Origin of the sequence: Streptomyces sp. WM6378, assembly GCF_001279695.1 — a bacterium.
Lineage (GTDB): Bacteria > Actinomycetota > Actinomycetes > Streptomycetales > Streptomycetaceae > Streptomyces.
Map to the genome: position 1 here is coordinate 13,381 of NZ_LGDD01000295.1, position 26,034 is coordinate 39,414.

The 26,034-nt window shown below is 70.9% G+C and carries 28 protein-coding genes; 21 read left to right on the forward strand and 7 right to left on the reverse strand.

What is annotated here, in order from left to right; genetic code table 11:
• The first annotated feature begins 1 nt into the window (after position 1).
• From leuD to ADK54_RS24675, 3 genes are all read left to right on the forward strand, one after another.
• Positions 2-595 (forward strand): 3-isopropylmalate dehydratase small subunit, encoded by a 594-nt coding sequence (gene leuD, locus ADK54_RS24665; RefSeq protein WP_053727895.1) that lies wholly within the window; start codon positions 2-4, stop codon positions 593-595.
• Between the two features lie 239 nt (positions 596-834).
• Positions 835-1,062: a hypothetical protein gene (locus ADK54_RS24670; RefSeq protein ID WP_053727896.1), complete on the forward strand. Its 228-nt coding sequence runs from the start codon at positions 835-837 to the stop codon at positions 1,060-1,062.
• A gap of 144 nt (positions 1,063-1,206) precedes the next feature.
• Positions 1,207-1,866 (forward strand): HU family DNA-binding protein, encoded by a 660-nt coding sequence (locus ADK54_RS24675; protein WP_053727897.1) that lies wholly within the window; start codon positions 1,207-1,209, stop codon positions 1,864-1,866.
• Positions 1,867-1,962: 96 nt separating this feature from the next.
• Here ADK54_RS24675 and ADK54_RS24680 read toward each other — a convergent pair whose 3' ends face one another.
• Both ADK54_RS24680 and cofC read right to left on the reverse strand, forming a co-directional pair.
• Complete coding sequence (locus ADK54_RS24680) at positions 1,963-2,166, reverse strand: hypothetical protein (RefSeq protein ID WP_053727898.1); 204 nt, start codon at positions 2,164-2,166, stop codon at positions 1,963-1,965.
• Positions 2,167-2,435: 269 nt separating this feature from the next.
• Positions 2,436-3,059, reverse strand: a complete 624-nt coding sequence (cofC, locus tag ADK54_RS24685; RefSeq protein ID WP_053727944.1) for a 2-phospho-L-lactate guanylyltransferase — start codon at positions 3,057-3,059, stop codon at positions 2,436-2,438.
• Positions 3,060-3,306: 247 nt separating this feature from the next.
• Between cofC and ADK54_RS24690 the strand changes: the two genes are divergently transcribed.
• The 3 genes from ADK54_RS24690 to ADK54_RS24700 are packed head-to-tail and all read left to right on the forward strand — an operon-like array spanning position 3,307 to position 6,286.
• Positions 3,307-4,059 (forward strand): lysophospholipid acyltransferase family protein, encoded by a 753-nt coding sequence (locus ADK54_RS24690; protein ID WP_053727899.1) that lies wholly within the window; start codon positions 3,307-3,309, stop codon positions 4,057-4,059.
• Positions 4,056-5,069, forward strand: a complete 1,014-nt coding sequence (locus ADK54_RS24695) for an NAD(P)H-dependent glycerol-3-phosphate dehydrogenase (protein WP_078966591.1) — start codon at positions 4,056-4,058, stop codon at positions 5,067-5,069. The genes ADK54_RS24690 and ADK54_RS24695 overlap by 4 nt, the downstream gene beginning before the upstream one ends.
• Positions 5,070-5,128: 59 nt before the next feature.
• Complete coding sequence (locus ADK54_RS24700) at positions 5,129-6,286, forward strand: D-alanine--D-alanine ligase family protein (protein ID WP_053727900.1); 1,158 nt, start codon at positions 5,129-5,131, stop codon at positions 6,284-6,286.
• On the opposite strand, the gene ADK54_RS24705 is transcribed toward ADK54_RS24700, so the two are convergent.
• Together ADK54_RS24705 and ADK54_RS24710 are read right to left on the reverse strand one after the other, a co-directional pair.
• Entirely contained in the window at positions 6,283-6,759 is a 477-nt protein-coding gene (locus tag ADK54_RS24705) for a DUF3515 family protein (RefSeq protein ID WP_053727901.1), read from the reverse strand. The genes ADK54_RS24700 and ADK54_RS24705 overlap by 4 nt on opposite strands.
• A gap of 20 nt (positions 6,760-6,779) precedes the next feature.
• Positions 6,780-7,013, reverse strand: a complete 234-nt coding sequence (locus tag ADK54_RS24710; RefSeq protein WP_053727902.1) for an Lrp/AsnC family transcriptional regulator — start codon at positions 7,011-7,013, stop codon at positions 6,780-6,782.
• Positions 7,014-7,237: 224 nt separating this feature from the next.
• Here ADK54_RS24710 and ADK54_RS24715 point away from each other — a divergent pair, with 224 nt between their 5' ends.
• Both ADK54_RS24715 and thiD read left to right on the forward strand, forming a co-directional pair.
• Complete coding sequence (locus tag ADK54_RS24715) at positions 7,238-8,203, forward strand: thiamine-phosphate kinase (protein WP_053727946.1); 966 nt, start codon at positions 7,238-7,240, stop codon at positions 8,201-8,203.
• Positions 8,200-8,982 (forward strand): bifunctional hydroxymethylpyrimidine kinase/phosphomethylpyrimidine kinase, encoded by a 783-nt coding sequence (thiD, locus tag ADK54_RS24720; protein ID WP_053727903.1) that lies wholly within the window; start codon positions 8,200-8,202, stop codon positions 8,980-8,982. The genes ADK54_RS24715 and thiD overlap by 4 nt, the downstream gene beginning before the upstream one ends.
• Positions 8,983-9,102: 120 nt before the next feature.
• On the opposite strand, the gene rpmB is transcribed toward thiD, so the two are convergent.
• Complete coding sequence (gene rpmB / locus ADK54_RS24725) at positions 9,103-9,288, reverse strand: 50S ribosomal protein L28 (protein WP_003957616.1); 186 nt, start codon at positions 9,286-9,288, stop codon at positions 9,103-9,105.
• Between the two features lie 283 nt (positions 9,289-9,571).
• Between rpmB and ADK54_RS24730 the strand changes: the two genes are divergently transcribed.
• From ADK54_RS24730 to mutM, 9 genes are all read left to right on the forward strand, one after another.
• Entirely contained in the window at positions 9,572-11,179 is a 1,608-nt protein-coding gene (locus ADK54_RS24730) for a DAK2 domain-containing protein (RefSeq protein WP_053727904.1), read from the forward strand.
• Between the two features lie 179 nt (positions 11,180-11,358).
• Entirely contained in the window at positions 11,359-13,581 is a 2,223-nt protein-coding gene (recG, locus tag ADK54_RS24735) for an ATP-dependent DNA helicase RecG (RefSeq protein WP_053727905.1), read from the forward strand.
• A gap of 47 nt (positions 13,582-13,628) precedes the next feature.
• The gene (rsmD, locus tag ADK54_RS24740; RefSeq protein WP_053727906.1) at positions 13,629-14,225 is read left to right on the forward strand and encodes a 16S rRNA (guanine(966)-N(2))-methyltransferase RsmD; all 597 of its coding nucleotides are present in this window, start codon (positions 13,629-13,631) and stop codon (positions 14,223-14,225) included.
• A gap of 26 nt (positions 14,226-14,251) precedes the next feature.
• Positions 14,252-14,731, forward strand: coding sequence for a pantetheine-phosphate adenylyltransferase (gene coaD / locus ADK54_RS24745; protein ID WP_053727907.1), 480 nt, complete (start codon positions 14,252-14,254; stop codon positions 14,729-14,731).
• A 108-nt stretch (positions 14,732-14,839) separates the two neighbouring features.
• Positions 14,840-15,934, forward strand: coding sequence for an ATP synthase F0 subunit B (locus tag ADK54_RS24750; RefSeq protein ID WP_053727908.1), 1,095 nt, complete (start codon positions 14,840-14,842; stop codon positions 15,932-15,934).
• Between the two features lie 173 nt (positions 15,935-16,107).
• The gene (locus ADK54_RS24755) at positions 16,108-16,755 is read left to right on the forward strand and encodes a YceD family protein (RefSeq protein ID WP_053727947.1); all 648 of its coding nucleotides are present in this window, start codon (positions 16,108-16,110) and stop codon (positions 16,753-16,755) included.
• A 2-nt stretch (positions 16,756-16,757) separates the two neighbouring features.
• Entirely contained in the window at positions 16,758-16,931 is a 174-nt protein-coding gene (gene rpmF, locus ADK54_RS24760; RefSeq protein ID WP_007493396.1) for a 50S ribosomal protein L32, read from the forward strand.
• 19 nt (positions 16,932-16,950) lie between these two features.
• Positions 16,951-17,760, forward strand: a complete 810-nt coding sequence (rnc, locus tag ADK54_RS24765; protein WP_053727909.1) for a ribonuclease III — start codon at positions 16,951-16,953, stop codon at positions 17,758-17,760.
• A 135-nt stretch (positions 17,761-17,895) separates the two neighbouring features.
• Positions 17,896-18,756, forward strand: coding sequence for a bifunctional DNA-formamidopyrimidine glycosylase/DNA-(apurinic or apyrimidinic site) lyase (gene mutM / locus ADK54_RS24770; RefSeq protein WP_053727910.1), 861 nt, complete (start codon positions 17,896-17,898; stop codon positions 18,754-18,756).
• Here the strand turns inward: mutM and ADK54_RS24775 are convergent.
• Positions 18,729-19,139, reverse strand: coding sequence for a winged helix-turn-helix transcriptional regulator (locus tag ADK54_RS24775; RefSeq protein ID WP_053727911.1), 411 nt, complete (start codon positions 19,137-19,139; stop codon positions 18,729-18,731). The genes mutM and ADK54_RS24775 overlap by 28 nt on opposite strands.
• A gap of 161 nt (positions 19,140-19,300) precedes the next feature.
• Between ADK54_RS24775 and ADK54_RS24780 the strand changes: the two genes are divergently transcribed.
• Positions 19,301-19,891 (forward strand): flavodoxin family protein, encoded by a 591-nt coding sequence (locus ADK54_RS24780; RefSeq protein WP_053727912.1) that lies wholly within the window; start codon positions 19,301-19,303, stop codon positions 19,889-19,891.
• 211 nt (positions 19,892-20,102) lie between these two features.
• On the opposite strand, the gene ADK54_RS24785 is transcribed toward ADK54_RS24780, so the two are convergent.
• Positions 20,103-20,999, reverse strand: a complete 897-nt coding sequence (locus tag ADK54_RS24785; protein ID WP_053727913.1) for a CAP domain-containing protein — start codon at positions 20,997-20,999, stop codon at positions 20,103-20,105.
• A 182-nt stretch (positions 21,000-21,181) separates the two neighbouring features.
• On the opposite strand from ADK54_RS24785, the gene ADK54_RS24790 reads away from it, so the two are divergent.
• The 3 genes from ADK54_RS24790 to smc all read left to right on the forward strand — a co-directional run bounded on the left by ADK54_RS24790 (position 21,182) and on the right by smc (position 25,854).
• Positions 21,182-21,475, forward strand: coding sequence for an acylphosphatase (locus ADK54_RS24790; protein ID WP_078966592.1), 294 nt, complete (start codon positions 21,182-21,184; stop codon positions 21,473-21,475).
• A 380-nt stretch (positions 21,476-21,855) separates the two neighbouring features.
• On the forward strand, positions 21,856-22,074 hold the full coding sequence (locus ADK54_RS24795) for a hypothetical protein (RefSeq protein ID WP_053727915.1): 219 nt from the start codon (positions 21,856-21,858) through the stop codon (positions 22,072-22,074).
• 198 nt (positions 22,075-22,272) lie between these two features.
• Positions 22,273-25,854 carry a chromosome segregation protein SMC gene (gene smc / locus ADK54_RS24800; RefSeq protein WP_053727916.1) on the forward strand — a complete coding sequence of 1,194 codons (3,582 nt, stop codon included), beginning with the start codon at positions 22,273-22,275 and terminating at the stop codon, positions 25,852-25,854.
• The last annotated feature ends 180 nt before the right edge of the window (positions 25,855-26,034 follow it).

Consider the following 26,034-nt stretch of genomic DNA (forward strand, 5'->3'; position numbering starts at 1 on the left):
CATGGAAGCTTTCACCACGCACACCGGCCGGGCCGTACCGCTGCGCCGCTCCAACGTCGACACCGACCAGATCATCCCGGCCCACTGGCTGAAGAAGGTCACCCGCGACGGCTTCGAGGACGGGCTCTTCGAGGCCTGGCGCAAGGACTCCGAGTTCATCCTGAACAAGCCCGAGCGCAAGGGCGCCACGGTTTTGGTGGCGGGCCCCGACTTCGGTACCGGCTCCTCCCGCGAGCACGCGGTGTGGGCGCTGCAGAACTACGGCTTCAAAACGGTGATCTCGTCCCGCTTCGCCGACATCTTCCGCGGCAACTCGCTGAAGAACGGGCTGCTCACCGTCGTTCTCGACCAGAAAGTCGTGGACGCGCTGTGGGAGCTGACCGAGCGCGACCCTCAGGCCGAAATCACTGTTGACCTGCAGGATCGCCAGGTTCGCGCGGAAGGCGTCACCGCCGACTTCGAACTCGACGAGAACGCCCGCTGGCGGCTCCTGAACGGCCTGGACGACATCTCGATCACGCTCCAGAACGAGCCCGAGATCGCCTCCTACGAGGCCCGCCGACCCGCCTTCAAGCCGAGCACGATCCAGGCCTGAACCGCGTATTGACCCCCCTTCGGCTGCATCGCGCCCCCCGTTTTCCGGATTGATTTCCGGGTGGGGGGCGCGTCGCGTTTTGGGCTCCGGGGGTGACGTCAACTAGCCTTGCACGCAGGGCAGATGGCTGGATAGTCGCTTGCGCGATCGAGGTACCGTACGGACGTCCAGGAGCCGCTGGATTCGCTCAGTTGCCCCCGCCGGAGGTGACAACTCGCCTCAGATGGCACAATCGACGCATGGAACGCGACAGCCAACTCAAGCTCTACGGGCTGGTGGCGGACCAACTGAAAGAAGCGCACACAAGGGTGCGCGAACTGCAAGTCCCGGAGGGCGTACGGATGGCGCTGTCCCGGAAGCTGCTGGTCATAACAGCGGCGGCCAAACACGATCTCGCCGATGCGGCAACGCGTCTGGAGCGGTTGATGAAGGACCTCGACGAGGGCCGATTCCCCGAAGGCGACTGAGCCGTAAGGAACTCGGCGAGAGCCGACTTCGTTGCGGCACTAGGGTGATTAGCCCGTTTCGTGTTTGATTTGCGGTATATATCTGCCTAACGTGCGAAAAGGCCTGGACACTTTCGCTCAGGCAATGTCTCCGAAGGGGAAGACGTGAACAAGGCGCAGCTCGTAGAAGCGATTGCCGACAAGGTCGGCGGCCGTCAGCAGGCCGCGGACGCGGTGGACGCGGTGCTGGACGCGATCGTCCGTGCGGTCGTCGCCGGCGACCGCGTCTCGGTCACCGGTTTCGGCTCGTTCGAGAAGGTCGACCGCCCGGCCCGGTACGCCCGCAACCCGCAGACGGGTGAGCGCGTACGGGTCAAGAAGACCTCGGTTCCGCGCTTCCGCGCGGGTCAGGGCTTCAAGGACCTCGTCGCGGGCTCGAAGAAGCTCCCGAAGAACGACGTGGCCGTCAAGAAGGCCCCCAAGGGCAGCCTCTCGGGCGGTACTTCCAGCCGCAGCACCGTCAAGAAGGCCGCGGCCAAGAAGGCCACCGCCAAGAAGACGGTCGCCAAGAAGGCCACCGCGGTGAAGAAGACCGCCGCGGCGAAGACCACGGCGGCCAAGAAGACCACCACGAAGAAGGCGACCGCCAAGAAGACGACGGCCACCGCCAAGAAGGCCGCGCCGGCGAAGAAGGCCGCGACCGCCAAGAAGGCCGCCGCGAAGAAGACCGCGCCGGCCAAGAAGGCCGTCGCGAAGAAGGCCCCCGCGAAGAAGGCCACGGCGCGCAAGACCACCGCCAAGAAGGCGACCGCTCGCAAGAAGTAGCCACCAGCGGCAAGGCTCAAGCGCCGGGCCGGGCTCCCCTCGGGGAGACCCGGCCCGCGGCCGTTTTCGGCCAAGTCGCCCCGCGCGCTCCGGGGCTCAGAACGTCTGCAGCGTCACCAGCGTGATGCGCAGGTCCGCCCCCGACCCCTCGGTCTCGATGCGGACCCGCTGCCCGGGCCTCAGCAGCCGCAGCCCGCCCGCGTCGAAGGCCGGGGCGCCGAAGTCCACCGGGGTGCCGTCGTCGAGCAGCACACTGCCGCTGCGGGTCTCGGAGTCGTATGTGTACGCGGTCGCCTGCATACCGGCCAGCCTAGGGCCTGTCCGGCGGGTCTGGTCGCCGTCGAGGTGCCTCGGCTTTGTGGTGCTGGTGAGCGGGGGGTCTGGTGCGTGCAGCTGCAAGGCGGAGGAGGGCGGCGACGCGATGGGGGTCCCCCCTGTTCGAGCGCAGCCGAGAACTAGGGGGAGTCGGCAACCGACGACAACGCGGTGGGGGTCCCCCTGGCCCTTTAGGCCTTGGGGGAGGGCGGGCCGGGGTCGCGCGTCCCGGACGAGACCCGTCGGGACAGGCCCTAGTGCCCCCGTACGGGGTCCAGGGCGTCCCGCAGCGCGGTGGTGGCCGGGCCCACGCCGAGGGACAGCGCGGCCCGCAGATCCGCGCCCGTGTCGACGTCCCGGCGCACCGAATCCACGCCGTCGAGCAGGATTTCGGCGGCCCCCGAAGCCGAATGCGCGGCCCGTGAAGGGCCGCCGAATACCGGGCTCAAATCCCTGCCGGGAACCGCCGAAAGGAAAGTCGTCCCGATTCCCGCCGCATCCGCGAGAAAAGCCCGCGGAAATGCGGCGGCCGCGGCGAGCACCCGGCCCAGTTCCGCGGGGCGCAGCGCGGGCAGGTCCGCGTTGAGGGCGGCCACCGGGAGCGCCGGATGCCGCGAGCGCATCCGGTACGCCCCGTGCGCCAGCGCGGCGTTGAGGCCAGCGCCGGGGGAGTCGGGCACGATGCGCGCACCCAGCGCGGCCAGCTCGGCGCCCGCCAGCGGATCGTCCGTGACGACCGCCACATTGCGCACGGCGGGGCACTTCAGCGCGGCGGCCACGGTGTCCAGCGCGAACGCGAGGGCGAGCCGCGGCCGGAGCTCGTCGCCGACGGCGGCCGCCAGCCTGCTCTTGGCCAGCACCAAGGGCTTCAGCGGGATGACGAGGGACCAGCGGGCAGCTGTGGCGGTGTTCGTGGCGTCCCCTCCGTCCGGGCGCCGCCCCGAGTGGGCCGGGCGGCGGCGGGCTTCATTGTCACCCGCCCGGAGGGCCGGTGTCCGGGCCGGGGCGTACGGTGTTCTCGACAGACCAGGGGCCTGGGGCGACACTTGCCCCCAGCAGCCACGCAGAGTCAGTTCCCCCGGTCTCGCAGAGGCCCGGCCGGGGTCCGCAGAGGAAGGTGTCCGAGTGTCCCGCCGCAGAATCGGCTTCTGGTACCGCCTGGCGGCGGTCATCGCAAAACCGCCGCTGGTCGTTCTGTTCAAGCGGGACTGGCGGGGAATGGAGAACATTCCGGCCGACGGCGGATTCATCACCGCCATCAATCACAACTCGTATCTGGACATGTTCTCGTACGGGCATTTCCAATACAACACGGGCCGGGTGCCCCGATTCCTGGCGAAGGCCGCGCTTTTCAAGGCCCCCGGCGTCGGGATCCTGCTGCGCGGCACGGGCCAGATTCCCGTCTACCGCGAGTCGACCAACGCGGTGGGCGCCTTCCGGGCCGCCGTGGACGCCGTGGAGCGCGGTGAATGCGTCGCCTTCTACCCCGAAGGCACCCTCACCCGCGACCCCGGCCAGTGGCCGATGACCGCGAAGACCGGGGTCGCGCGGGCCGCCCTGATGACGCGGGCGCCGGTCGTCCCGATCGCCCAGTGGGGCGCCAACTTGGCGATGCCGCCCTACGCCAAGGAGAAGAAGGTCAACTTCTTCCCGCGCAAGACGCTCCAGGTGAAGGCCGGTCCGCCGGTCGACCTCGACCGGTTCTACGACAAGGAGCCGACGCCCGAGGTCCTCAAGGAGGTGACCGAGGTCATCATGGCCGCGATCACCACGCTGCTTGAGGAGTTGAGGGGCGAGAAGGCCCCCGAGAAGCCGTACGATCTGCGCGAAGTCCGCGCACGGCAGCGCCGCGAGGCCGCCGGGGAGGGCACCAAGTGACACACGGCACCACCAAGGCAGCGGTATTCGGGACCGGTTCGTGGGGCACGGCGTTCGCCATGGTCCTCGCCGACGCGGGCTGCGAAGTCACCCTCTGGGCCCGCCGCCCCGAACTCGCCGAAGCGGTCAACTCCACGCGTACGAACCCGGACTACCTGCCGGGCATCGAACTCCCCGCGTCCGTACGGGCCACCACCGACCCCGTACGAGCCGCGGCCGGCGCCGACTTCACCGTCCTCGCCGTCCCGTCGCAGACGCTCCGCGACAACCTCGCCGCCTGGGCGCCGCTGCTGGCCCCCGACACCGTGCTCGTCTCCCTGATGAAGGGCGTCGAACTCGGCACCGCCAAGCGGATGAGCGAGGTCATCTCCGAGGTCGCCAAGGTCTCCGAGGACCGCGTCGCCGTGGTCACCGGGCCCAACCTGGCCAAGGAGATCGCCAAGCGGATGCCTGCCGCGGCCGTCGTCGCCTGCCGCGACGAGGCCGTCGCGCAGCGCCTGCAGGCCGCCTGCCACACCCCCTACTTCCGCCCGTACACCAACACCGACGTGGTGGGCTGCGAACTCGGCGGCGCCGTCAAGAACGTCATCGGGCTCGCCGTCGGCATCGCCGACGGCATGGGGCTCGGCGACAACGCCAAGGGCTCGCTCATCACCCGCGGCCTCGCCGAGACGACCCGGCTCGGCCTCGCGATGGGCGCCGACCCGCTGACGTTCTCCGGCCTCGCGGGCCTCGGCGACCTCGTCGCCACCTGCTCCTCGCCGCTCTCGCGCAACCACACCTTCGGCACCAACCTCGGCAAGGGCATGACCCTGCAGGAGACCATCGCGGTCACCAAGCAGACCGCGGAGGGCGTCAAGTCCTGTGAATCCGTGCTGGATCTGGCCCGCCGGCACGGCGTCGACATGCCCATCACGGAGACCGTCGTCGGCATCGTCCACGAGGGCAAGCCGCCGGTCGTCGCCCTCAAGGAGCTGATGTCCCGCAGCGCCAAGGCCGAGCGGCGCTGACACCGCCGGGCCCGGGCGGCCATGGATGCGGCGCCTCGAACGGGTACCCTCAACGCGATATGAGCAGCGAGAACCTCCCCCAGAGCCCTGAGAAGCAGCTCCGCAAGCCGCGGGTGGCCGTAGTGTTCGGCGGCCGCAGTTCGGAACACGGCATCTCGGTCGTGACCGCCGGCGCGGTGCTGCGCGCCATCGACCGTACGAAGTACGACGTGCTGCCCATCGGCATCACGACGGACGGCCGCTGGGCGCTCACCGCCGACGAACCGGAGCGCATGGCGATCAGCGACCGGCGCACCCCGAGCGTCGACGAGCTCGCCGAGTCCCCCGACGGCGGCGTGGTCCTGCCCGTGGACCCGGGCAGCCGCGAAGTCGTCTACAGCGAGCCCGGAATGGTGCCCAAGGTCCTCGGCGAGGTCGACGTCGTCTTCCCGATGCTGCACGGCCCGTACGGCGAGGACGGCACCCTCCAGGGCCTCCTGGAGCTCTCCGGCATCCCCTACGTCGGCGCGGGCGTCCTCGCCTCGGCCGTCGGCCAGGACAAGGAGTACATGAAGCGCGTCTTCACCTCCTTCGGGCTGCCCGTCGGGCCCTACCTCGTGGTGCGCCCGCGCGAGTGGGAGCAGGACGAGAAGGCGGCCCGCCAGCGCATCGCGGACTTCGCCGGTGAGCACGGCTGGCCGCTGTTCATCAAGCCGGCCCGGGCCGGCTCCTCGTTCGGCATCACCAAGGTCGACTCCTTCGAGGGCCTGGACGAGGCCATCGCCGAGGCCCGCCGCCACGACCCCAAGTTCCTCGTCGAGTCGCTGCTGCGCGGCCGCGAGATCGAATGCGGGGTGCTCGAATTCGAGGACGGGCCGCGGGCGAGCGTGCCCGCCGAGATCCCGCCGGTGACGGCCCACGAGTTCTACGACTTCGAGGCCAAGTACATCGACTCGGCGGCCGGCATCGTGCCCGCGCCGATCGGCGAGGAGGCCACCGCCGAGGTGCGGCGCCTGGCCGTCGAGGCCTTCGAGGCCGCCTCCTGCGAGGGCCTGGTCCGCGCGGACTTCTTCCTTCAGGACAACGGCGAGTTCGTGATCAACGAGATCAACACGATGCCGGGCTTCACGCCGATCTCGATGTACCCGCGGATGTGGCAGGAGAGCGGCGTCGAGTACGCGGACCTGGTGGACAAACTGATCCAGGCGGCGCTTCGCCGGTCCACGGGCCTGCGCTAGAGCGAGTTCTTGGTGGCCTTGAGGACGGGGGCGCCGAACGCCTGGAGCACGGACGCGTCGTGCGCGTACCGGGTCCCCGTCAGGAGCTCGATGTAGGGGTCCCGGTAGGCGCTGACGAACCGGGGGCCCTCGGAGCGCGGGAACACGACCCACCAGACCCCGTTCACCTGAACTCCGTTGGACTTGGGGTCGTTCATCTCGTCGCCCCGCGCGATCCCGCAGCGCAGTACGATCTCCGCGTCCCCGTCCCCCCACCGGGCCGTCAGCGGCGAGTCCGGGGTGGGGTCGTGCCGCTTCTGCCCGGCCACGGTGTCGGGCAGGAGTTTGTCCAGGGCCGCGCACGCGGCCGCCTCCTTCGCAGGTGGCGAGGGAACCGCCACCTTCGCGGTGGCGTCGGACGAAGAACAGCCCGCGGCCGCCAGGACGGCGACCGCGGACAGGACGAGAAGCGGCCGGCGGCGAGAGAGAGTCACCGGCCCAGGGTATGCGGGGGCTACAGATGGACGACCGGGCAGGTCAGCGTTCTTGTGATGCCGTCCACCTGCTGGACCTTGGCGACCACCATGCGACCGAGTTCGTCGACCGTCTCGGCCTGGGCACGGACGATCACGTCGTAGGGTCCGGTCACGTCTTCGGCCTGGATCACGCCGGCGAGCTTTCCGATGGCCTCGGCGACTGTCGACGCCTTGCCCACCTCGGTCTGAATGAGGATGTACGCCTGTACCACGGAACCTCCAGGGCGGCCACGAGGATCATGTGGGGGAGAGAAAGAGACGCCACGGTACCGCGTCGCCACGCGCGACGGGGAGACCCGCGCGACCGGCCGCTCGCGCCGAGGGGCGAGAGCGGCCATGAAGTTGACGTATGTGTTGACGGTACCCACGCCCGTGACCGCTCGCGACCGCAGGCGCACGGAGGCAGATGGGGTACGGAGATGAGAGGTGGGACACGGTGAAAGGCACTGTGGGCGAGTTGGGGGAGTTCGGGCTCATCAGGGAGCTGACCTCCCGGCTCACCTCCACCCCCGCGGTCCGGCTGGGCCCGGGCGACGACGCGGCGGTCGTGACCGCACCCGACCGCAGGGTGGTCGCCAGCACGGACATCCTCCTTGAGGGACGGCACTTCCGGCGCGACTGGTCGACGGCGTACGACGTGGGCCGCAAGGCCGCCGCGCAGAACTTGGCCGACATCGCCGCCATGGGCGCGGTGCCGACGGCGGTCCTGCTCGGCCTCGTCGTGCCGGCCGAACTGCCGGTCACCTGGCCCACCGAGCTGATGGACGGCATCCGCGACGAGTGCCAGGTCGCGGGCGCGGCCGTGGTCGGCGGCGACGTCGTACGCGGGGACACCATCACCGTCGCGATCACCGCGCTCGGCGATCTGCGCAACCACGAGCCGGTGACCCGGGCCGGCGCGCAGCCCGGCGACGTCGTCGCCGTGACGGGCTGGCTCGGCTGGTCGGCGGCGGGCTACGCGGTGCTCTCGCGCGGCTTCCGCTCGCCGCGTGCCTTCGTCGAGGCGCACCGCCGCCCCGAGCCCCCGTACCACGCGGGCCCCGCCGCGGCCGGCCTCGGCGCCACCGCCATGACCGACGTCAGCGACGGCCTGGTCGCCGACCTCGGCCACATCGCCGAGGCCAGCAAGGTCCGCATCGACCTGCGCTCGGGCCTCATCGACATCCCGACGCAGATGAGCGACATCGGCCAGGCCGTCGGCGTCGACCCGCTCCAGTGGGTGCTCACCGGCGGCGAGGACCACGCGATCGTGGCGACGTTCCCGCCGGACGTGAAGCTGCCCGCCCGCTGGAAGGTCATCGGCGAGGTCCTCAACCCGTCCGCGCTGCCCACCGTCACCGTGGACGGCGCGCCCTGGACCAGCAAGGGCGGCTGGGACCACTTCGGGGACGATCCCGCGTGATCCCCAACGTGCTGACCGTCGCCGGATCGGACTCCGGCGGCGGCGCGGGCATCCAGGCCGACCTCAAGACGATGCTGGCGCTCGGCGTGCACGGCATGAGCGTGATCACCGCGGTCACCGCGCAGAACTCGCTGGGCGTGCACGGGGCCTGGGAACTGCCGGTGGAGGCGGTGCGGGCCCAGTACCGGGCCGTCGTCGACGACATCGGCGTCCAGGCCGTGAAGACCGGCATGCTGTCCTCGGCGCCCCTGGTGGAGGCGGTCGCCGAGCTCCTCGCCACCACCGACGCCCCGGTCGTCGTCGACCCGGTGGGCGTCTCCAAGCACGGCGACCCGCTGCTCGCAGCCGAGGCCCTCGACTCGGTACGCACCCGGCTGCTGCCGACCGCGACCGTCGCCACGCCCAACCTGGACGAGGTGGCCCAGCTCACCGGCGTCCACGTCGAGGACGAGGACGGGATGCGCCGGGCGGCCGGCGCGATCTTGGAGTTCGGGCCCCGGTGGGCGCTCATCAAGGGCGGGCACTACCCCGGCGACGCGATGGACCTGCTCACCGACGGCGCCGAGGAGCACTGGCTGCGGGCCCCGCGCCTGGACAACCGGCACACCCACGGCACGGGCTGCACGCTCGCCTCCGCCATCGCCTCGGGCCTCGCCAAAGGGCTGACCGTGCCCGAGGCGGTGCGGGCGGCCAAGGAGTACGTGACGGGCGCCATCGCCGCGGGATTCGCGCTGGGCGCGGGCATCGGCCCGGTCGACCACGGCTGGCGCTTCAGATAGCCCACGGCTTGCGAGTACGACTCGCGGCTACGTCTCGCGAGTACGGCAAAAAGCCGGTCCACCGAGGTGGACCGGCTTTTCAAGGCAACCGCAGGGGCTGCGCTACGACAGACGTCGCAATTAGCGCGAGACCTTGCCGGCCTTGATGCACGAGGTGCAGACGTTGAGCCGCTTCGGCGTCCGACCGACCACGGCACGCACACGCTGGATGTTCGGGTTCCAGCGACGAGACGTACGGCGGTGCGAGTGCGAAATGTTGTTGCCGAAGCCCGGCCCCTTGCCGCAGACGTCGCAGTTGGCAGCCACGGGTCACTCCAAAGACTTCAGATGCATTAAATGCACTTACAGTGAAATCCGGCGCACCGGAATCAGAGATCTGAAGTGGCTTGCCGGGGGAATTGGCCCGACTCTCGCCGGGCAACCGAAGCAGCATACAACGGCTGCTCCCGAGATACGAAACTACCACGGCCCCGGCCGCCCCCGCCCCGGACCCGGGCCCGCACCGGGTCTACCCTGCGCTCAGAGCCTGTGTCTGCGCCCCGCCAGGGCCCGCGGCCATCCGCTTCCCGCCCGCAAGGAGGACCACCAGGTGCCGCAGACCCTCGATGCCGTCGCGGTACGCGGCTGGTGCGCGCTGGCGCTGGACGCGCTGGGCCGGGACCGCGAGGCGATCGACGCCATCAACGTGTATCCCGTCGCGGACGGGGACACCGGCACCAACCTCTACCTGACGATGGAGTCCGCGGCCCAGGCCGTCGAGGCCGTCTTCGCCGCCTACCCCGAGCCGCCCGTGTACGACGGCGTCCCGCCCGTCGCCGATGTCGTACGGGCCATGGCGCACGGCGCGCTGATCGGCGCCCGCGGGAACTCCGGCACGATCCTCGCCCAGCTCCTGCGGGGCATGGCGGAGGTCGTCGCGGACGGCGGGGGCGACCTCGCCGCGGCGCTGCGCAGGGCGTCCTCCGCCGCCTACCTCGCGGTCGCGCACCCCGTCGAGGGCACCGTCCTTTCGGTGGCCACCGCCGCCGCCGAGTCCGCCGAGAACGCGAGCGGCACCCCGGCCGCGGTGGCCCAGGCCGCCTACGCGGGCGCCCGGGACGCCCTGGACCGGACGCCCTCCCAGCTCGCCGCCCTCGGGCGCGCGGGCGTCGTCGACGCGGGCGGCCGGGGCCTGGTGACGGTGCTCGGCGCCCTGGTCCAGGCCCTGTCCGGCGAGGCCCCCGTCGTACGCCACGAGGCGCGGGTGCCCGTGCCCGTGGAGGACTGCCCGGCCGAGGCCGCCGGGGCGGGGCCCGCCTTCGAGGTGATCTACCTCCTGGAGGCCGACGACGCGGCCGTGGACCGGCTGCGGGGCAGGCTCGACGGGCTCGGCGACTCCCTGGTGGTCGTCGGCGGCGACGGGCTCTGGAACGTCCACGTGCACGTCGACGACGCGGGCGCCGCCGTCGAGGCCGGCGTCGAGGCGGGCCGGCCCTACCGGATCCGGATCACGCACTTCGAGCAGCCCGCGGTCGTCCAGCCGCCCCGGGAGCAGGTCCAGCGGGCCGTGGTCGCCGTCGTGCCCGGCGAGGGCCTGGCCGGGCTCTGCGCCGAGGCGGGGGCGACGACCGTCCTTGCCCGGCCCGGCGAGGCCCCGGCCAGCGGGGAGCTCGTCGAGGCGATCCGGCGTGCGCACGCCCGCGAGGTCGTGCTGCTGCCGAACGACGCCGAGCTGCGCCACACCGCCGCGGCCGCCGTCGAACAGGCGCGGGCCGAAGGCATCCGGGTCGCGCTCATCCCGACCCGGGCCGCCGTCCAGGGCATCGCGGCGCTCGCCGTGCACGCACCCGAGCGGCGCTTCGACGAGGACGTCGTCGCGATGACCGCCGCGGCCGGCGCCACCCGGCACGCCGAACTCGCCGTCGCCGAACGGCAGTCGTGGACGATGGCCGGGGTCTGCCAGGCCGGGGACGTCCTCGGCCTCATCGACGGCGACGTGGTGGTCATCGGCCACGACCTGGCCGACACCGCCCGCACCGTCCTGGACCGGATGCTGGCCGCGGGCGGCGAGCTGGTCACCCTGGTCCTGGCCGCCGACGCGCCGCCGGAGCTGGCGGCCCTGCTCGAATCCCACGTCGGCAAGGCCCACTTGGCGGTCGACACCGTGGTGTACGAAGGCGGCCGCCAAGGGGTGCCGCTCCTGATCGGCGTGGAGTAGCAACTCCCTTGGCGCGCTTGGCTGTTGGGGTCGTACGGACGCTTCCGCTCGGCCTCGGCCCCGCGGCCGTGCCGGCTTTCGCAGGGGTGGGGCGGGGTGTCGCCCGAAGGGGCCCGCGGCGCGGGTCCGACCAGCGGTTGTCCACAGGCTTTCGCGGGCTGTCAGTCCGGTGGTGTGCAATGGATCGCGTGCCTGCGCTCGAAGAACCACTGAAGAAGCTGCTCGGCGGACCCACCGCGAAGGTGATGGCCGAGCACCTCGACCTGCACACGGTCGGCGACCTCCTGCACCACTACCCGCGGCGGTACGAGGAGCGAGGCCAGCTCACCAAGCTGGCCGAGCTGCCCCTGGACGAGGACGTCACGGTCGTCGCCCAGGTCGCCGACGCCCGGGTGCACACCTTCAACGGAGGGCGCGGCCAGCGCCTGGAGATCACCATCACCGACGGCAGCGGCCGGCTCCAGCTGGTGTTCTTCGGGCGCGGCATCCACAAGCCGCACAAGGAGCTGCTGCCCGGCAGCCGGGCGATGTTCGCCGGCAAGGTGTCGATGTTCAACCGGCGCATGCAGCTCGCCCACCCCACCTACGCGAAGCTGGGCGCGGATCCGGACGAGGGCGGCGACACGGTGGACATCGACTCGTGGGCGGGCGCCCTGATCCCGATCTACCCGGCGTGCAAGGGCCTGGAGTCCTGGAAGATCGCCAAGGCGGTCGACGCGGTGCTGCCCAGCGCCCAGGAGGCCGTCGACCCGCTCCCGGAGGCTCTGCGCGAAGGCCGCGGCTTCGTCTCCTTGCCCGAGGCCCTCCTCAAGGTCCACCGGCCGCGCACCAAGGCCGACATCGAGGACGCCCGCCAGCGCCTGAAGTGGGACGAGGCGTTCGTCCTCCAGGTGGCCCTCGCCCGCCGCCGCCACGCGGACGGCCAACTCCCCGCCGTGGCAAGGCGACCGGCCCCCGGCGGCCTGCTCGACGCCTTCGACGCCAAGCTGCCCTTCACCCTCACCGAGGGCCAGCAGAAGGTCTCCAGGGAGATCTTCGACGACCTCGCCACGGAGCACCCGATGCACCGGCTGCTCCAGGGGGAGGTCGGAAGCGGGAAGACGATGGTCGCGCTGCGCGCCATGCTCGCCGTCGTCGACTCCGGCGGGCAGGCCGCGATGCTCGCGCCCACCGAGGTCCTCGCCCAGCAGCACCACCGCTCCATCACCGAGATGATGGGCGAGCTCGCCGAGGGCGGCATGCTGGGCGGCTCCGACCTCGGGACCAAGGTCGTCCTGCTCACCGGCTCCATGGGGATGCCCGCCCGGCGCCAGGCCCTGCTCGACCTGGTCACCGGAGAGGCCGGAGTCGTCATCGGCACGCACGCCCTGATCGAGGACAAGGTGCAGTTCCACGACCTCGGCCTGGTCGTCGTCGACGAGCAGCACCGCTTCGGCGTCGAGCAGCGCGACGCCCTGCGCGGCAAGGGCAAGCAGCCCCCGCACCTGCTCGTCATGACGGCCACGCCCATTCCGCGCACGGTCGCCATGACGGTCTTCGGTGACCTGGAGACCTCGGTCCTTGACCAGCTGCCCGCCGGGCGCTCGCCCATCGCCAGCCACGTCGTCCCCGCCCAGGACAAGCCGCACTTCCTGGCCCGGGCCTGGGAGCGGGTCCGCGAAGAGGTCGACAAGGGGCACCAGGCGTACGTGGTGTGCCCGCGCATCGGGGACTCCGCAGACGAGGCAGAGGAGGCGAAGACTGCCAAGGGGAAGAAGAAGGCCGAGGAGGCCGAGACCGCCGACAAGCGGCCCCCGCTCGCCGTGATCGAGATCGCGGACCAGCTGTCCAAGGGCCCCCTCCAGGGGCTGCGCACCGAGATCCTGCACGGCCGGATGCAGCCGGACGACAAGGACGACGCGATGCGCCGGTTCGGCGCCGGCGAGGTGGACGTCCTGGTCGCCACCACCGTCATCGAGGTCGGCGTGAACGTGCCGAACGCCACCGCGATGGTGATCATGGACGCCGACCGGTTCGGCGTCTCCCAGCTCCACCAGCTGCGCGGCCGCGTCGGCCGAGGCTCCGCGCCGGGCCTGTGCCTCCTGGTCACCGACATGCCGGAGGCGAGCCCGGCCCGGGCGCGCCTGAACGCCGTCGCCTCCACCCTCGACGGCTTCGAGCTCTCCCGCATCGACCTCGAACAGCGCCGCGAGGGCGATGTGCTCGGCCAGGCCCAGTCCGGGGTGCGCTCCTCGCTGCGGATGCTCACCGTCATCGACGACGAGGAGATCATCGCCGCCGCCCGCGAGGAAGCCGGCACGGTGGTCGCCGAGGACCCGGACCTCGAACACCTCCCGGGGCTGCGCACGGCCCTGGACGCCCTCCTGGACAAGGACCGCGAGCAGTACCTCGACAAGGGCTGAGAGACTGGGGGAGCACATCCGACGCATGTACACGGACAAGGACTGAGATGACCCGCGTGATCGCCGGCCGGGCCGGTGGACGCCGCCTCGCCGTACCGCCGGGCACCGGCACCCGCCCCACCTCCGACCGGGCGCGCGAGGGCCTCTTCTCCACCTGGGAGGCGCTGCTCGGCACGCTCGACGGCATCCGGATCGCCGATCTGTACGCGGGCTCCGGAGCCGTGGGCCTGGAGGCGCTCTCGCGCGGCGCGGTCCACGCCCTGCTCGTCGAGGCGGACGCCCGCGCCGCCCGCACCGTCCGCGACAACGTGGCCGCGCTCAAGCTGCCCGGCGCCGAAGTGCGCACCGGCAAAGCGGAGCAGATCGTGACGGGCCCGGCGCCCGCCGACCCGTACGACGTGATTTTCCTGGACCCGCCGTACGCCGTCACCGATGACGATCTTCGGGAGATCCTGCTCACACTCGGCCGCGGGGGCTGGCTCGCGGAGGACTGTCTCGTCACCGTGGAGCGCAGCACCAGAGGCGGGGAATTCGGCTGGCCCGAAGGATTCGAAGCACTGCGGGCCCGTCGCTACGGCGAGGGCACGCTTTGGTACGGTCGCGCCGCCTCCACGTGCGAAAACGCACCGCGAGACACCCCATGACCGGACCGGAGAGCGAGGGACATCAGTTGCGCCGCGCCGTCTGTCCGGGGTCCTTTGACCCCATCACCAACGGACACCTCGACATCATCGCCCGTGCCTCCCGCCTGTACGACGTCGTACACGTAGCGGTGATGATCAATCAGTCGAAGCAGGGCCTGTTCACCATCGAGGAGCGGATCGAGATGATCCGCGAGGTGACGGCCGACTTCGGCAACGTGGAGGTCGAGTCCTTCCACGGCCTGCTCGTCGACTTCTGCAAGCAGCGGGACATCCCCGCGATCGTCAAGGGCCTCCGCGCCGTCAGCGACTTCGACTACGAGCTGCAGATGGCCCAGATGAACAACGGGCTCTCGGGCGTCGAGACCCTGTTCGTGCCCACCAATCCGACGTACAGCTTCCTGTCGTCCTCGCTGGTCAAGGAGGTCGCGACCTGGGGCGGAGACGTCTCCCACCTGCTGCCGGCCACCGTCCACGAGGCCCTGGTCGCCCGGCTCGCCGAGAAGTGAGCCACAGGGCCGGCCACTGACGGTCCGTCACCCGGTGTCGGGCGGGCGCCGACTGGCCTTACAGTCGTCCCGTCCGTCTCCAATCCGTTAGAAGAGTGGCGATCACCGGTGGACGTGCAGAAGAAGCTCGACGAGATCGTCGAGGTGGTCGGCAGCGCCCGGTCCATGCCCATGTCGGCCTCGTGCGTGGTCAACCGCGCCGACCTCCTGGCGATGCTGGAAGAGGTGCGCCAGGCCCTGCCCGGTTCGCTCGCCCAGGCCCAGGAGCTGATCGGCGGCCGGGAGCAGATGGTCGAGCAGGCCCGCCAGGAGGCCGAGCGGATCATCGAGTCCGCGCATGCCCAGCGCGGCACGCTGATCTCCGACACCGCCGTCGCCCGCCAGTCCCAGGACGAGGCGGACCGCATCCTCGGCGAGGCCCGCCGGGACGCCGAGGAGATCCGCGCCGAGGCCGACGACTACGTCGACTCCAAGCTCGCCAACTTCGAGGTCGTCCTCACCAAGACCATCGGCTCGGTCGACCGCGGCCGCGAAAAGCTGCTCGGCCGCGGCCCGGGCCTCGACGACCAGGGCCGCACGGACGAGGACGCCCCCGAGTACAGCTCGGACCCGGGCACCCTGATCCACCGGGCCGACGAGTACGTCGACGCCAAGCTGGGCGCCTTCGAGGCGGTGCTCGCCAAGACCCTCGAAGCGGTCGGCCGCGGCCGCCAGAAGCTGCACGGCCGGACCGCCTCCGACGACCTCGCCGACCACATGGCCGCCCAGGACGCGGCGGCCGACCTGCACCAGCACACCAGCGACGCCGACTACCTGGCCGGCCTCGCGGAGCTCGCCGAGCCCGATCCGGCCGCCGCCCATGCCGCCGCCGAGCCGCACATCCCGGCCCAGCAGCAGCCCCAGGCGTACGACCCGTACGGCTACCAGCAGCCACAGCAGGATCCGTACGCCTATCAGCAGCACCAGCCTCAGCAGCAGGATCAGTACGGACAGTACGGGTACGCCCAGCAGGACCCGTACGCCTACGACCCGAACCAGCAGCAGTACGCCGCTCCCGACGCCGGGCAGTACGGCGTGCCGCCGCAGCCCCAGCACCAGCCGCAGCAGGCCGGGCTCGACGAGACCAGCCTCTTCGACACCAGCATGATCAACCTGGATCAGCTGCGCGCCTACGAGCAGGGCCACGGGCAGAACCGCCAGTAGCCCCGCGCTGCCGTACGCCGCCCGAACGTGGGGGGACCGGGCCGGATTGGGCCTATCGCGGCCGGTCCAGTATCCTGGCTCTTCGGTCGCGCGTACGTCCGCGATCCACGCTGCCCGATTCGCTCTGCGAAGCCGGTGGCAGCCACTCCACGACCTCGAAAGCAGGAAGAGCCCTGAGCACGCGCCTCGACCACCGCGATCCCCTCGTGTTCGACACACACGAGCTGGGACGGCGTCCCGGTGCGCTCCAGCGGCTCTCCCGCACCGTGGAGGCCCCGAAGGAACTCGGGATCCCCGAGGTCATCCACGTGCCCGAGGGCAGGCCCGTGGAAATCGAGCTCCGCCTGGAGTCGGTCATGGAAGGGGTGCTTGTCACAGGCACCGCCCGTGCATCGGCCGAGGGTGAGTGCGTAAGGTGTCTGGAGCCGCTTCAGCAGGACGTTGAAGTGGACTTCCAGGAAATGTTCTCGTACCCCGACACCGACGACCGGGGCCGCCGCAAGGCAGCCGCGGACGACGATGCCGAGGACGACGAGGACATGATTCCGCTTGAGGACGGCATGTTCGACCTCGAGCCTTTGCTGCGTGATGCGGTGGTGCTCGCACTGCCGATGCAGCCGGTGTGCCGGGAGGACTGCCCCGGGCTCTGTTCCGAATGCGGAGCGAGCCTGGCGGACGACCCGGACCACCACCATGACGCCGTCGACATTCGTTGGGCGGCATTGCAGGGACTCGCCGGGACCATCCAGGACGGCGAGAAGGACAACATGAGCGGCACTGCGTCTGACGTGCAGGATGCCGCCGAGAAGCAGGAGAAGTAGCCGTGGCTGTTCCGAAGCGGAAGATGTCGCGCAGCAACACGCGCCACCGCCGGTCGCAGTGGAAGGCTGCGGTCCCCACCCTGGTTGCGTGCGAGCGCTGCCATGAGCCGAAGCTCCAGCACATCGCGTGCCCGAGCTGCGGCACCTACAACAAGCGCCAGGTCCTCGAGGTCTGAGCGGCTGGTGAGAGGCCCGATGTCTGAGTCCAACGCCAAAAAGGCGGACAACAACACGGCCTCGTCCCACACGCTTCTGGAAGGGCGGCTCGGGTATCAGCTCGAGTCCGCCCTTCTGGTGCGTGCGCTCACCCACCGTTCGTACGCGTACGAGAACGGCGGTCTGCCGACCAATGAGCGGCTTGAGTTCCTCGGGGACTCGGTGCTCGGTCTGGTCGTCACCGACACGCTGTACCGCACCCACCCCGACCTCCCGGAAGGCCAACTGGCCAAGCTCCGGGCCGCGGTGGTCAACTCTCGTGCGCTCGCGGAGGTGGGCCGAGGGCTCGAACTGGGCTCCTTCATCCGGCTCGGCCGGGGTGAAGAGGGCACGGGCGGCCGGGACAAGGCATCCATCCTCGCCGACACCCTTGAAGCGGTGATCGGCGCTGTCTATCTCGACCAGGGTCTTGAGGCGGCGTCCGCGCTCGTCCACAAGCTGTTCGACCCCCTGATCGAGAAGTCCTCGAACCTCGGGGCCGGCCTGGACTGGAAGACCAGCCTCCAGGAGCTGACGGCGGCCGAAGGGCTCGGCGTTCCCGAGTACCTGGTCTCCGAAACCGGACCCGACCACGAGAAGACCTTTACTGCTGCCGCCCGCGTCGGTGGTGTCTCGTACGGCACCGGCACCGGCCGCAGCAAGAAGGAAGCGGAGCAGCAGGCCGCGGAGTCGGCATGGCGGGCCATTCGCGCCGCCGCCGACGAGCGGGCCAAGGCAGCGGCGGAAGCTCCCGTCGCCGCCCCGGCCGATGGCGGGTCGCCGACCCCCGCCGCCGGCGCATCGGCCTGACCAGCCTTCTTCCTTCGAGCCCCCGCCCAGCGCACTCCGGTGCGGGGCGGGGGTTTCCGCTTGTCCCGGTAAAGGGCCCGTCCCTATTTCCGGGCCCGCTACGACCGCCCCTCGGGCACGCGGTAATCTGCGCGCATGCCTGAGCTGCCTGAAGTCGAAGTGGTCCGGCGCGGACTTGAGCGCTGGGTGGCCGGGCGCACCGTCGCGGACGTGGAGGTGCTGCATCCGCGCGCCGTACGCCGCCACCTCGCCGGGGGCGACGACTTCGCGGCGCGGCTCAAGGGACACCGGATCGGCGTCGCCCAGCGGCGCGGCAAGTACCTCTGGCTGCCGCTCGCGGACACGGACGCCTCGGTGCTCGGGCACCTCGGCATGAGCGGGCAGCTGCTCGTGCAGCCGCAGGACACCCCGGACGAGAAGCATCTGCGGATCCGGGTCAGATTCCAGGACGAGGCCGGCACCGAGCTGCGCTTCGTCGACCAGCGGACCTTCGGCGGGCTCTCACTGCACGACAACACTCCCGACGGGCTGCCCGACGTCATCGCGCACATCGCCCGGGACCCGCTGGACCCCGCGTTCGACGACGAGGCCTTCTTCGCGGCGCTGCGACTGCGGCGCACCACGGTCAAACGAGCACTGCTCGATCAATCGCTCATCAGCGGCGTCGGCAACATCTACGCCGACGAGGCGCTCTGGCGCGCCCGGCTGCACTACGACCGCCCGACCGCGACCCTGAACCGCCCCAAGGCGGCCGAACTCCTGGGCCACGCACGGGAAGTGATGAACGAGGCGCTCGCCGTCGGCGGCACCAGCTTCGACAGCCTCTACGTCAACGTGAACGGCGAGTCGGGGTACTTCGAGCGCTCGCTCGACGCGTACGGCCGCGAGGGCGAGCCGTGCCGGCGCTGCGGAACGGCGATGCGCAGGCGCGCCTGGATGAACCGGTCCAGCTACTTCTGCCCGAAGTGTCAAAGGGCCCCGCGCGCCACGTCGTAACTCTGCTGCGCCTCAAGCACCGTCGGCATCCGGTCCTCCACGAAGTGGATGAGCGAGAGCAGCCGTTCGGTCACATCGCGGCCCAGCGGGCTCAGCTCGTAGTCGACCCGCGGCGGGTTCGTCGGCTGCGCCTCGCGGTGTACGAGGCCGTCGCGCTCCAGTGAGTGCAGCGTCTGGGAGAGCATCTTCTCGCTCACGCCGTCGACCCGGCGCCGCAGCTCGTTGAAGCGCAGGCTCCCCTCGTACAGCGCGCCCAGCGTCAGGCTGCCCCAGCGCCCCGTGACGTCCTCCAGCGTGCGCCGGGACGGGCAGGCCTTGGAGAACACGTTGAACGGCAGGTCGGCGTCGGCGGTGAGCTCGGCGGTACAGGAGGTCTCGTCCATAGCACCACCATAGTGCCATGCAGCGCAGACCGACGGGTTGCGCTAACAAAAAGTTAGTGCTTACCTATGTGCAGCGCCGCAGCGGACAGCCGCCGCGACGCCGCACGCCGGCCGTCGCGCCTGCCCCGCCGCTCTTTCCCGTTCCTGAGGAGATTTCCGCCGTGACCACTCCTGTTGTCTCGATCGCCTACCACTCCGGCTACGGCCACACCGCCGTCCTCGCCGAGGCCGTCCGCGACGGCGCCGCCGAGGCCGGGGCCACCGTCCACTTCATCAAGGTCGACGCCATCACCGAGGCCGACTGGGAGCTCCTCGACGCCTCCGACGCCATCGTCTTCGGCTCGCCCACCTACATGGGCACCGCGTCGGGCGCCTTCCACCAGTTCGCCGAGGCCACCTCGAAGCGCTGGTTCACCGACGCCTGGCTGGACAAGCTCGCCGCCGGCTTCACCAACTCCGGCTCCAAGAGCGGCGACAAGGGCCATACCCTGCAGTTCCTCCAGACGCTGGCCGCCCAGCACGGCATGCACTGGGTGAACCTCGGCCTGAAGCCCGGCTGGAATTCCACCGCGGGCTCCGAGCACGACCTCAACCGGCTCGGCTTCTTCTCCGGCGCGGGCGCCCAGACCAACTCCGACGAGGGCCCCGAGGCCGTCCACAAGGCCGACATAGCGACCGCCGAACACCTGGGCCGCCGCATCACCGAGACCGCCCGCGTCTTCATCGCGGGCAAGGCAGCCGTCAGCGCCTGATCACTTGCTCCCTGCGCAACGCCGCGCGATCCAATTCCTCACTTCGGGATCCGAATGCGCGCACAGGAAAGGGCCCCCGCCGTTCGCAACGGAGGGGGCCCTTTCCTGCGCGTACGAGTAATTGGCGCACATTGGATTACGTATGAGCGATTGTCCGTACGTGATGCGCGTTCGGGTGCATGACCAAACGCCAATGATCAAACACTCATGATCAGAAGCCGAAGTCCTGGGTCCACCAGGGGCCGCCCGGGCCGAAGTGCACGCCGACGCCCAGGGACTTGTACTCGCAGTTCAGGATGTTCGCGCGGTGACCCGGGCTGTTCATCCAGGCGTCCATCACGGCCTTGGCATCCGCCTGGCCGCGGGCGATGTTCTCGCCGCCGAGGCCCTGGACGCCCGCCTTCGCGGCCCGGTCCCACGGAGTCCTGCCGTCCGGGTCGGTGTGGTCGAAGAAGCCACGGGCGGCCATGTCGTCGCTGAAGGCGGTGGCGAGCGAGGCCAGCGCCGGGCTCGCCGACACGGGGCTGCAGCCGGCCTGCGCACGCTCCAGGTTGACCAGCGACATCACGGTGGCGGCGGCCGAGGCCTCGGCGGTCGGCACCTGGCCGCGCTGCGAGGGAACGAGCTTGGCCGGGGCGCTCGACGGAGCGGTCGGCTTCGGCGGGGCCTCAGGAGCGGCCTTCTTCTCCGACTTCTCGGGCGCAGGCGCGGGCGCGGACGCGGGCGCCGACGGCGTGGCCGAGGCGCTCGGGGAGGGGGCGGTCGACGGCGCGTGCGCGGCCTTGGCCGACTCGGAGGGCGTGGCCGCCGCGCTGCTCGGCTTCTCCGACTCGCCGCCCTGCGCCTGGACATCCGGCATCTGGCTCGCGTGAAGCCGGCCGTCGGCCATGGTGTCGCCGCTCACCTTGTACGTACCGCCGCCCGGGAGCAGGCCCGAGGCGACGGCCACGGCGCCCACGGCCACCGCGGCGGAGACGCCGAGCAGCCCGGTGCGCACGGGCACGATCGCCCGCTTCTTCCGACGTGACCCGCCCTTGGGCCGGCCGTCCTGGCCCACCGCGGGATCTGCGGGCGGGGGTTCGGCGGCGGAGCGACGATGGCGTCCCATCTGCTGTGCCTTCCTCGATGCCGTGGGCAATGCCTGGTCGCATTGCCGCGGTGGCCGCGATCGGCCGTAAATGATCAAATGGGAACTAGCCCATACGGGTGAGGCTCATTTCGTCGCGACTGTACGCCATGACGCATGGGGGCGAAGTGCTGCGTGAGCAATTGGCCGGTTAGCGTGCAGGTATGAACGAAGATGCGCACGGAGATGTTCGACTCACGGCCTGGGTGCGCGGGCGAGTGCAGCAAGTCGGCTTCCGCTGGTTCACCAGGGCAAATGCTCTGGAGATCGGCGGCCTCAGTGGGTTCGCCCTGAATCTGGACGACGGACGTGTCCAAGTCGTCGCCGAGGGGCCGCGTGAGAATTGCCACCGTTTGCTGGAGTGGCTTCGCTCCGACGACACGCCGGGCCGGGTCGACGGAGTTACGGAGATCTGGGACACAGCGCGGGGCGGCTACGACACCTTCGCCATCCGCTGAGCACCGTCACGCGACCGAGCGGCAGCCGGTCGCGGTGACACCCCGCGTCCGGCTCGCAACCACGCGCTGACCTCGAACGATCTGCCTGTTGCCATCTCGCGCCCGGCGTGCAAGGCTGCCAACAGTACGGATGATCTCCACGCCCCCAGGGCTCCGAGAAGAGGCAGCACCGCTCGTTCAGCGGTTGCGGGCCCCCGGATTGCCGGTGGATACGGGGCGTGATCGTGTTGACCGTCAAACTTTTTGGTGAGACTCTGGAAGCCCCGCGCACCTTAGCTGTTTGGCATGAAGAACCGCAGTCAAGTCCAAGCACCGCGGGTGCGATTCCCTCACGACCCACACCGCTTCGGTCGGTCACTCAGTGTGGAGGACCATCCATCATGGCAAAGGCGCTTCTCGGTTACGTCGGCGGTTCCGACCCGCGACTCCTCGCCGAGATGCGACGGCTCCAGCAGCGCGTCCAGGACCTTGAGTCCGAGCTCAACCGGATTCAGTCCGAGAACGACGTGCTGTCCGCTGCCGCCGCTTCGCACCGCGGAGATTCGCTGCTCGAAGGCATCGACATCGACGTCCCGCAGGCGGAGCCCGCACTCACCTGACCCCGGGGTGAGAGAGGTTCCGTCCCTCTCGTCGAGATCGAGAGATCCGCAAGACCTGCAATGTATTGCAAGGGACGCTCCGGCGTCCCTTCTTTCTTTCTTCCGGCGCACGCGTGCCCGGTCCGCCTTTCCCTTACGGTCTGATGTGCCCTGCACCTTCCTGGGCGAAACCGAGAGTGAAAGGTAGAGTCCGGCGGCGTGCACCTCAAGGCCCTGACCCTGCGCGGATTCAAATCCTTCGCGTCCGCGACCACGCTGAAGTTCGAGCCGGGCATCACCTGTGTGGTGGGCCCCAACGGATCCGGCAAGTCCAATGTCGTGGACGCGCTGAGCTGGGTCATGGGCGAGCAGGGCGCCAAGTCGCTGCGCGGCGGGAAGATGGAGGACGTCATCTTCGCCGGGACGACCGGCCGCCCGCCGCTCGGCCGCGCCGAAGTCTCCCTCACCATCGACAATTCCGACGGCGCGCTGCCCATCGAATACGCCGAGGTCACCATCACGCGGATCATGTTCCGCAACGGCGGCAGCGAATACCAGATCAACGGCGACACCTGCCGGCTGCTCGACATCCAGGAACTGCTCTCCGACTCCGGCATCGGCCGCGAGATGCACGTCATCGTCGGGCAGGGCCAGCTCGACTCCGTCCTGCACGCCGATCCGATGGGGCGGCGCGCCTTCATCGAAGAGGCGGCGGGCGTCCTCAAGCACCGCAAGCGCAAGGAGAAGGCGCTGCGGAAGCTGGACGCGATGAAGGCCAACCTCGCCCGCGTCCAGGACCTCACCGACGAACTGCGGCGCCAGCTCAAGCCGCTCGGCCGCCAGGCCGCCGTCGCGCGCCGCGCCGCCGTCATCCAGGCCGATCTGCGCGACGCCCGGCTTCGCCTGCTCGCCGACGACCTCGTACGGATGCGGCAGGCGCTCAGCGCCGAGATCGCCGACGAGGCCGAACTGCTGCGCCGCAAGGAGAGCGCGGAGGCCGACCTCAAGGCGGCGCTGGCCCGCGAGACCCAACTGGAGGACCAGGTGCGGCAGCTGTCGCCCCGGCTCCAGCGCGCCCAGCAGACCTGGTACGAGCTGTCCCAGCTGGCCGAGCGGGTGCGCGGCACCATCTCGCTGGCCGACGCCCGGGTCAAGAGCGCGAGCGCCCAGCCGCCCGAGGAGCGGCGCGGGCGCGACCCGGAGGACATGGAGCGCGAGGCAGCCCGGATCCGCGAACAGGAGGCCGAGCTGGAGGCCGCGCTCGAAGCGGCCGAACACGCCCTGGAGGACACCTCCGCCCACCGCGCCGACCTGGAGCGGGAACTCGCCGTCGAGGAACGTCGTTTGAAGGATGTGGCTCGGGCCATCGCCGACCGGCGCGAGGGCCTCGCACGGCTGCACGGGCAGGTCAACGCGGCGCGGAGCAGGGCGGGTTCCGCGCAGGCCGAGATCGACCGGCTGGCCGCCGCGCGCGACGAGGCGGGGGAGCGGGCCGCGCTCGCGCAGGAGGAGTACGAGCAGCTCAAGGCCGAGGTGGACGGCCTCGAAGCGGACGACGCCGAGCTCGCAGAGGCCCATGACGCGGCCAAGCGCGAGCTCGCCGGGGCCGAGGCCGCGCTCGGCGCCGCCCGCGAGGAGGCCACCGCCGCCGAGCGGAAACGTGCCGCCGTCTCCGCCCGGCACGACGCGCTCGCGCTGGGGCTGCGCCGCAAGGACGGCACGGGCGCGCTGCTCGGCGCCCGCGACGCGCTGACCGGACTGCTCGGCCCCGCCGCCGAACTGCTCACCGTGGCACCCGGGTACGAGGTGCCGGTCGCGGCCGCCCTGGGCACCGCCGCCGACGCGCTCGCGGTGAGCGGGCCCTCGGCGGCCGCCGAAGCCATCCGCATGCTGCGCAAGCAGGACGCCGGCCGTGCCGCCCTGCTCCTGAACGGCGCCCCGGAGGACGAGGAGGAGCGGCCGGCCCGCCGCGAAGGCCCGGCCCACGCCGCCGACCTGGTCCGCGGGCCCGCCGAACTGATGCCCGCCGTACGGCGCCTGCTGCGCGACGTCGTCGTGGTCGGCACCCTGGAGGACGCCGAGGACCTCGTCTACGCGCGGCCCGCGCTGACCGCCGTCACCGCCGAGGGCGACGTACTGGGCGCCCACTTCGCCCACGGAGGATCGGCCGGCGCGCCCAGCCTCCTGGAGGTCCGGGCCTCCGTCGACGAGGCCGCCGCGGATCTCGCCGACCTGGCCGTGCGGTGCGAGGAGCTGGCCCGCGCGCAACAGCGGGCCAGCGAGCGGCGCGGTGAACTCGCCCTGCGCGTCGAGGACTTGGGGGAGCGGCGGCGGGCCGCGGAGAAGGAACGGTCCTCCGTGGCCCAGCAGCTCGGCCGGCTCGCCGGGCAGGCACGCGGCGCGGCCGGCGAGGCCGAGCGGACCGCCGCCGCTGCCGCCCGCGCCCAGGAAGCCCTGGAGAAGGCCACCGAGGAAGCCGAGGAGCTGGCCGAACGGCTCCTGGTCGCCGAGGAGATGCCGGTCGAGGAGGAGCCCGACACCTCGGTACGGGACCGGCTCGCGGCCGACGGCGCCAACGCCCGCCAGACCGAGATGGAGGCCCGCCTTCAGGCCCGTACCCACGAGGAGCGGGTCAAGGCGCTCGCCGGGCGGGCCGAGGGGCTCGACCGCGCGGCCCGGGCCGAACGCGAGGCGCGGGCCCGCGCCGAGCAGCGCCGCGCCCGGCTGCGCCACGAGGCGGCCGTCGCCGGGGCCGTGGCCGTTGGCGCCCGCACCCTGCTCGCCCACGTCGAGGTGTCGCTGGTGCGGGCCGAGCGGGAGCGGGCCGGGGCCGAGGCTGCCAAGGCCGAGCGCGAGCAGGAGCTGACCGGGGCCCGCGGGGCCGGCCGGGACCTCAAGGCGGAACTCGACAAACTCACGGATTCGGTTCACCGTGGCGAGGTACTCGGTGCCGAGAAGCGGCTGCGGATCGAGCAGCTGGAGACCAAGGCGCTGGAGGAGCTGGGGGTCGAGCCGGCCGGGCTCGTGGCGGAGTACGGCCCCGACCAGCTGGTGGCTCCCTCGCCGCCCGCCGAGGGAGAGGAGCTGCCGGATACTGCATCGATAAGCGGCTCCGCCGCGGGCGAGCACCCGCGCATCCAGCCGGTCCCCTACGTGCGCGCCGAGCAGGAGAAGCGGCTCAGGGCGGCCGAACGGGCGTATCAGCAGCTCGGGAAGGTCAACCCGCTCGCCCTGGAGGAATTCGCCGCTCTTGAGGAGCGCCACAAGTTCCTCTCCGAGCAGCTGGAGGACCTCAAGAAGACCCGGACCGACCTCCTTCAAGTCGTGAAGGAGGTGGACGAGCGGGTGGAGCAGGTCTTCACGGAGGCCTACCGCGACACGGCCAGGGAGTTCGAGGGCGTCTTCTCGCGGCTCTTCCCGGGCGGCGAGGGCCGGCTGATCCTGACCGACCCCGGCAACATGCTCGCCACCGGGGTCGACGTCGAGGCCCGGCCGCCGGGCAAGAAGGTCAAGCGGCTCTCGCTGCTCTCCGGCGGCGAGCGCTCGCTGACCGCCGTCGCGCTGCTCGTGTCCATCTTCAAGGCCAGGCCCAGCCCGTTCTACGTGATGGACGAGGTGGAGGCGGCCCTGGACGACACCAACCTCCAGCGGCTGATCCGGATCATGCAGGAGCTCCAGGAGTCCTCGCAGCTGATCGTGATCACGCACCAGAAACGGACCATGGAGGTCGCCGACGCGCTGTACGGCGTCTCGATGCAGGGCGACGGCGTGTCCAAGGTGATCAGCCAGCGGCTGCGCTGAGGCAGGCACCGCGTCGCCCCCCGATGATTCGGCCGATCCTCGGGCTGACCTCCACTTCTTCAAGTCTTGAACATTCGGCGGCGAGTCGTGCCGTCAAATTCACAACCGAACAGGTATTGACTTCGAAACTTGAAGGCATAGTCTCTGCAACGTTGCTTTTACCTTCAAGTGGTGGGTGAC

Excerpts from the sequence above, each read along its gene's own strand:
- leuD (WP_053727895.1), top strand. The coding sequence starts at position 2 with ATGGAAGCTTTCACCACGCACACCGGCCGGGCCGTACCGCTGCGCCGC.
- ADK54_RS24670 (WP_053727896.1), top strand. The coding sequence starts at position 835 with ATGGAACGCGACAGCCAACTCAAGCTCTACGGGCTGGTGGCGGACCAA.
- ADK54_RS24680 (WP_053727898.1), bottom strand. The coding sequence starts at position 2,166 with ATGCAGGCGACCGCGTACACATACGACTCCGAGACCCGCAGCGGCAGT.
- ADK54_RS24700 (WP_053727900.1), top strand. The coding sequence starts at position 5,129 with ATGAGCAGCGAGAACCTCCCCCAGAGCCCTGAGAAGCAGCTCCGCAAG.
- recG (WP_053727905.1), top strand. The coding sequence starts at position 11,359 with ATGGATCGCGTGCCTGCGCTCGAAGAACCACTGAAGAAGCTGCTCGGC.
- rsmD (WP_053727906.1), top strand. The coding sequence starts at position 13,629 with ATGACCCGCGTGATCGCCGGCCGGGCCGGTGGACGCCGCCTCGCCGTA.
- rnc (WP_053727909.1), top strand. The coding sequence starts at position 16,951 with ATGTCTGAGTCCAACGCCAAAAAGGCGGACAACAACACGGCCTCGTCC.
- mutM (WP_053727910.1), top strand. The coding sequence starts at position 17,896 with ATGCCTGAGCTGCCTGAAGTCGAAGTGGTCCGGCGCGGACTTGAGCGC.
- ADK54_RS24775 (WP_053727911.1), bottom strand. The coding sequence starts at position 19,139 with ATGGACGAGACCTCCTGTACCGCCGAGCTCACCGCCGACGCCGACCTG.
- ADK54_RS24785 (WP_053727913.1), bottom strand. The coding sequence starts at position 20,999 with ATGGGACGCCATCGTCGCTCCGCCGCCGAACCCCCGCCCGCAGATCCC.
- ADK54_RS24790 (WP_078966592.1), top strand. The coding sequence starts at position 21,182 with ATGAACGAAGATGCGCACGGAGATGTTCGACTCACGGCCTGGGTGCGC.
- ADK54_RS24795 (WP_053727915.1), top strand. The coding sequence starts at position 21,856 with ATGGCAAAGGCGCTTCTCGGTTACGTCGGCGGTTCCGACCCGCGACTC.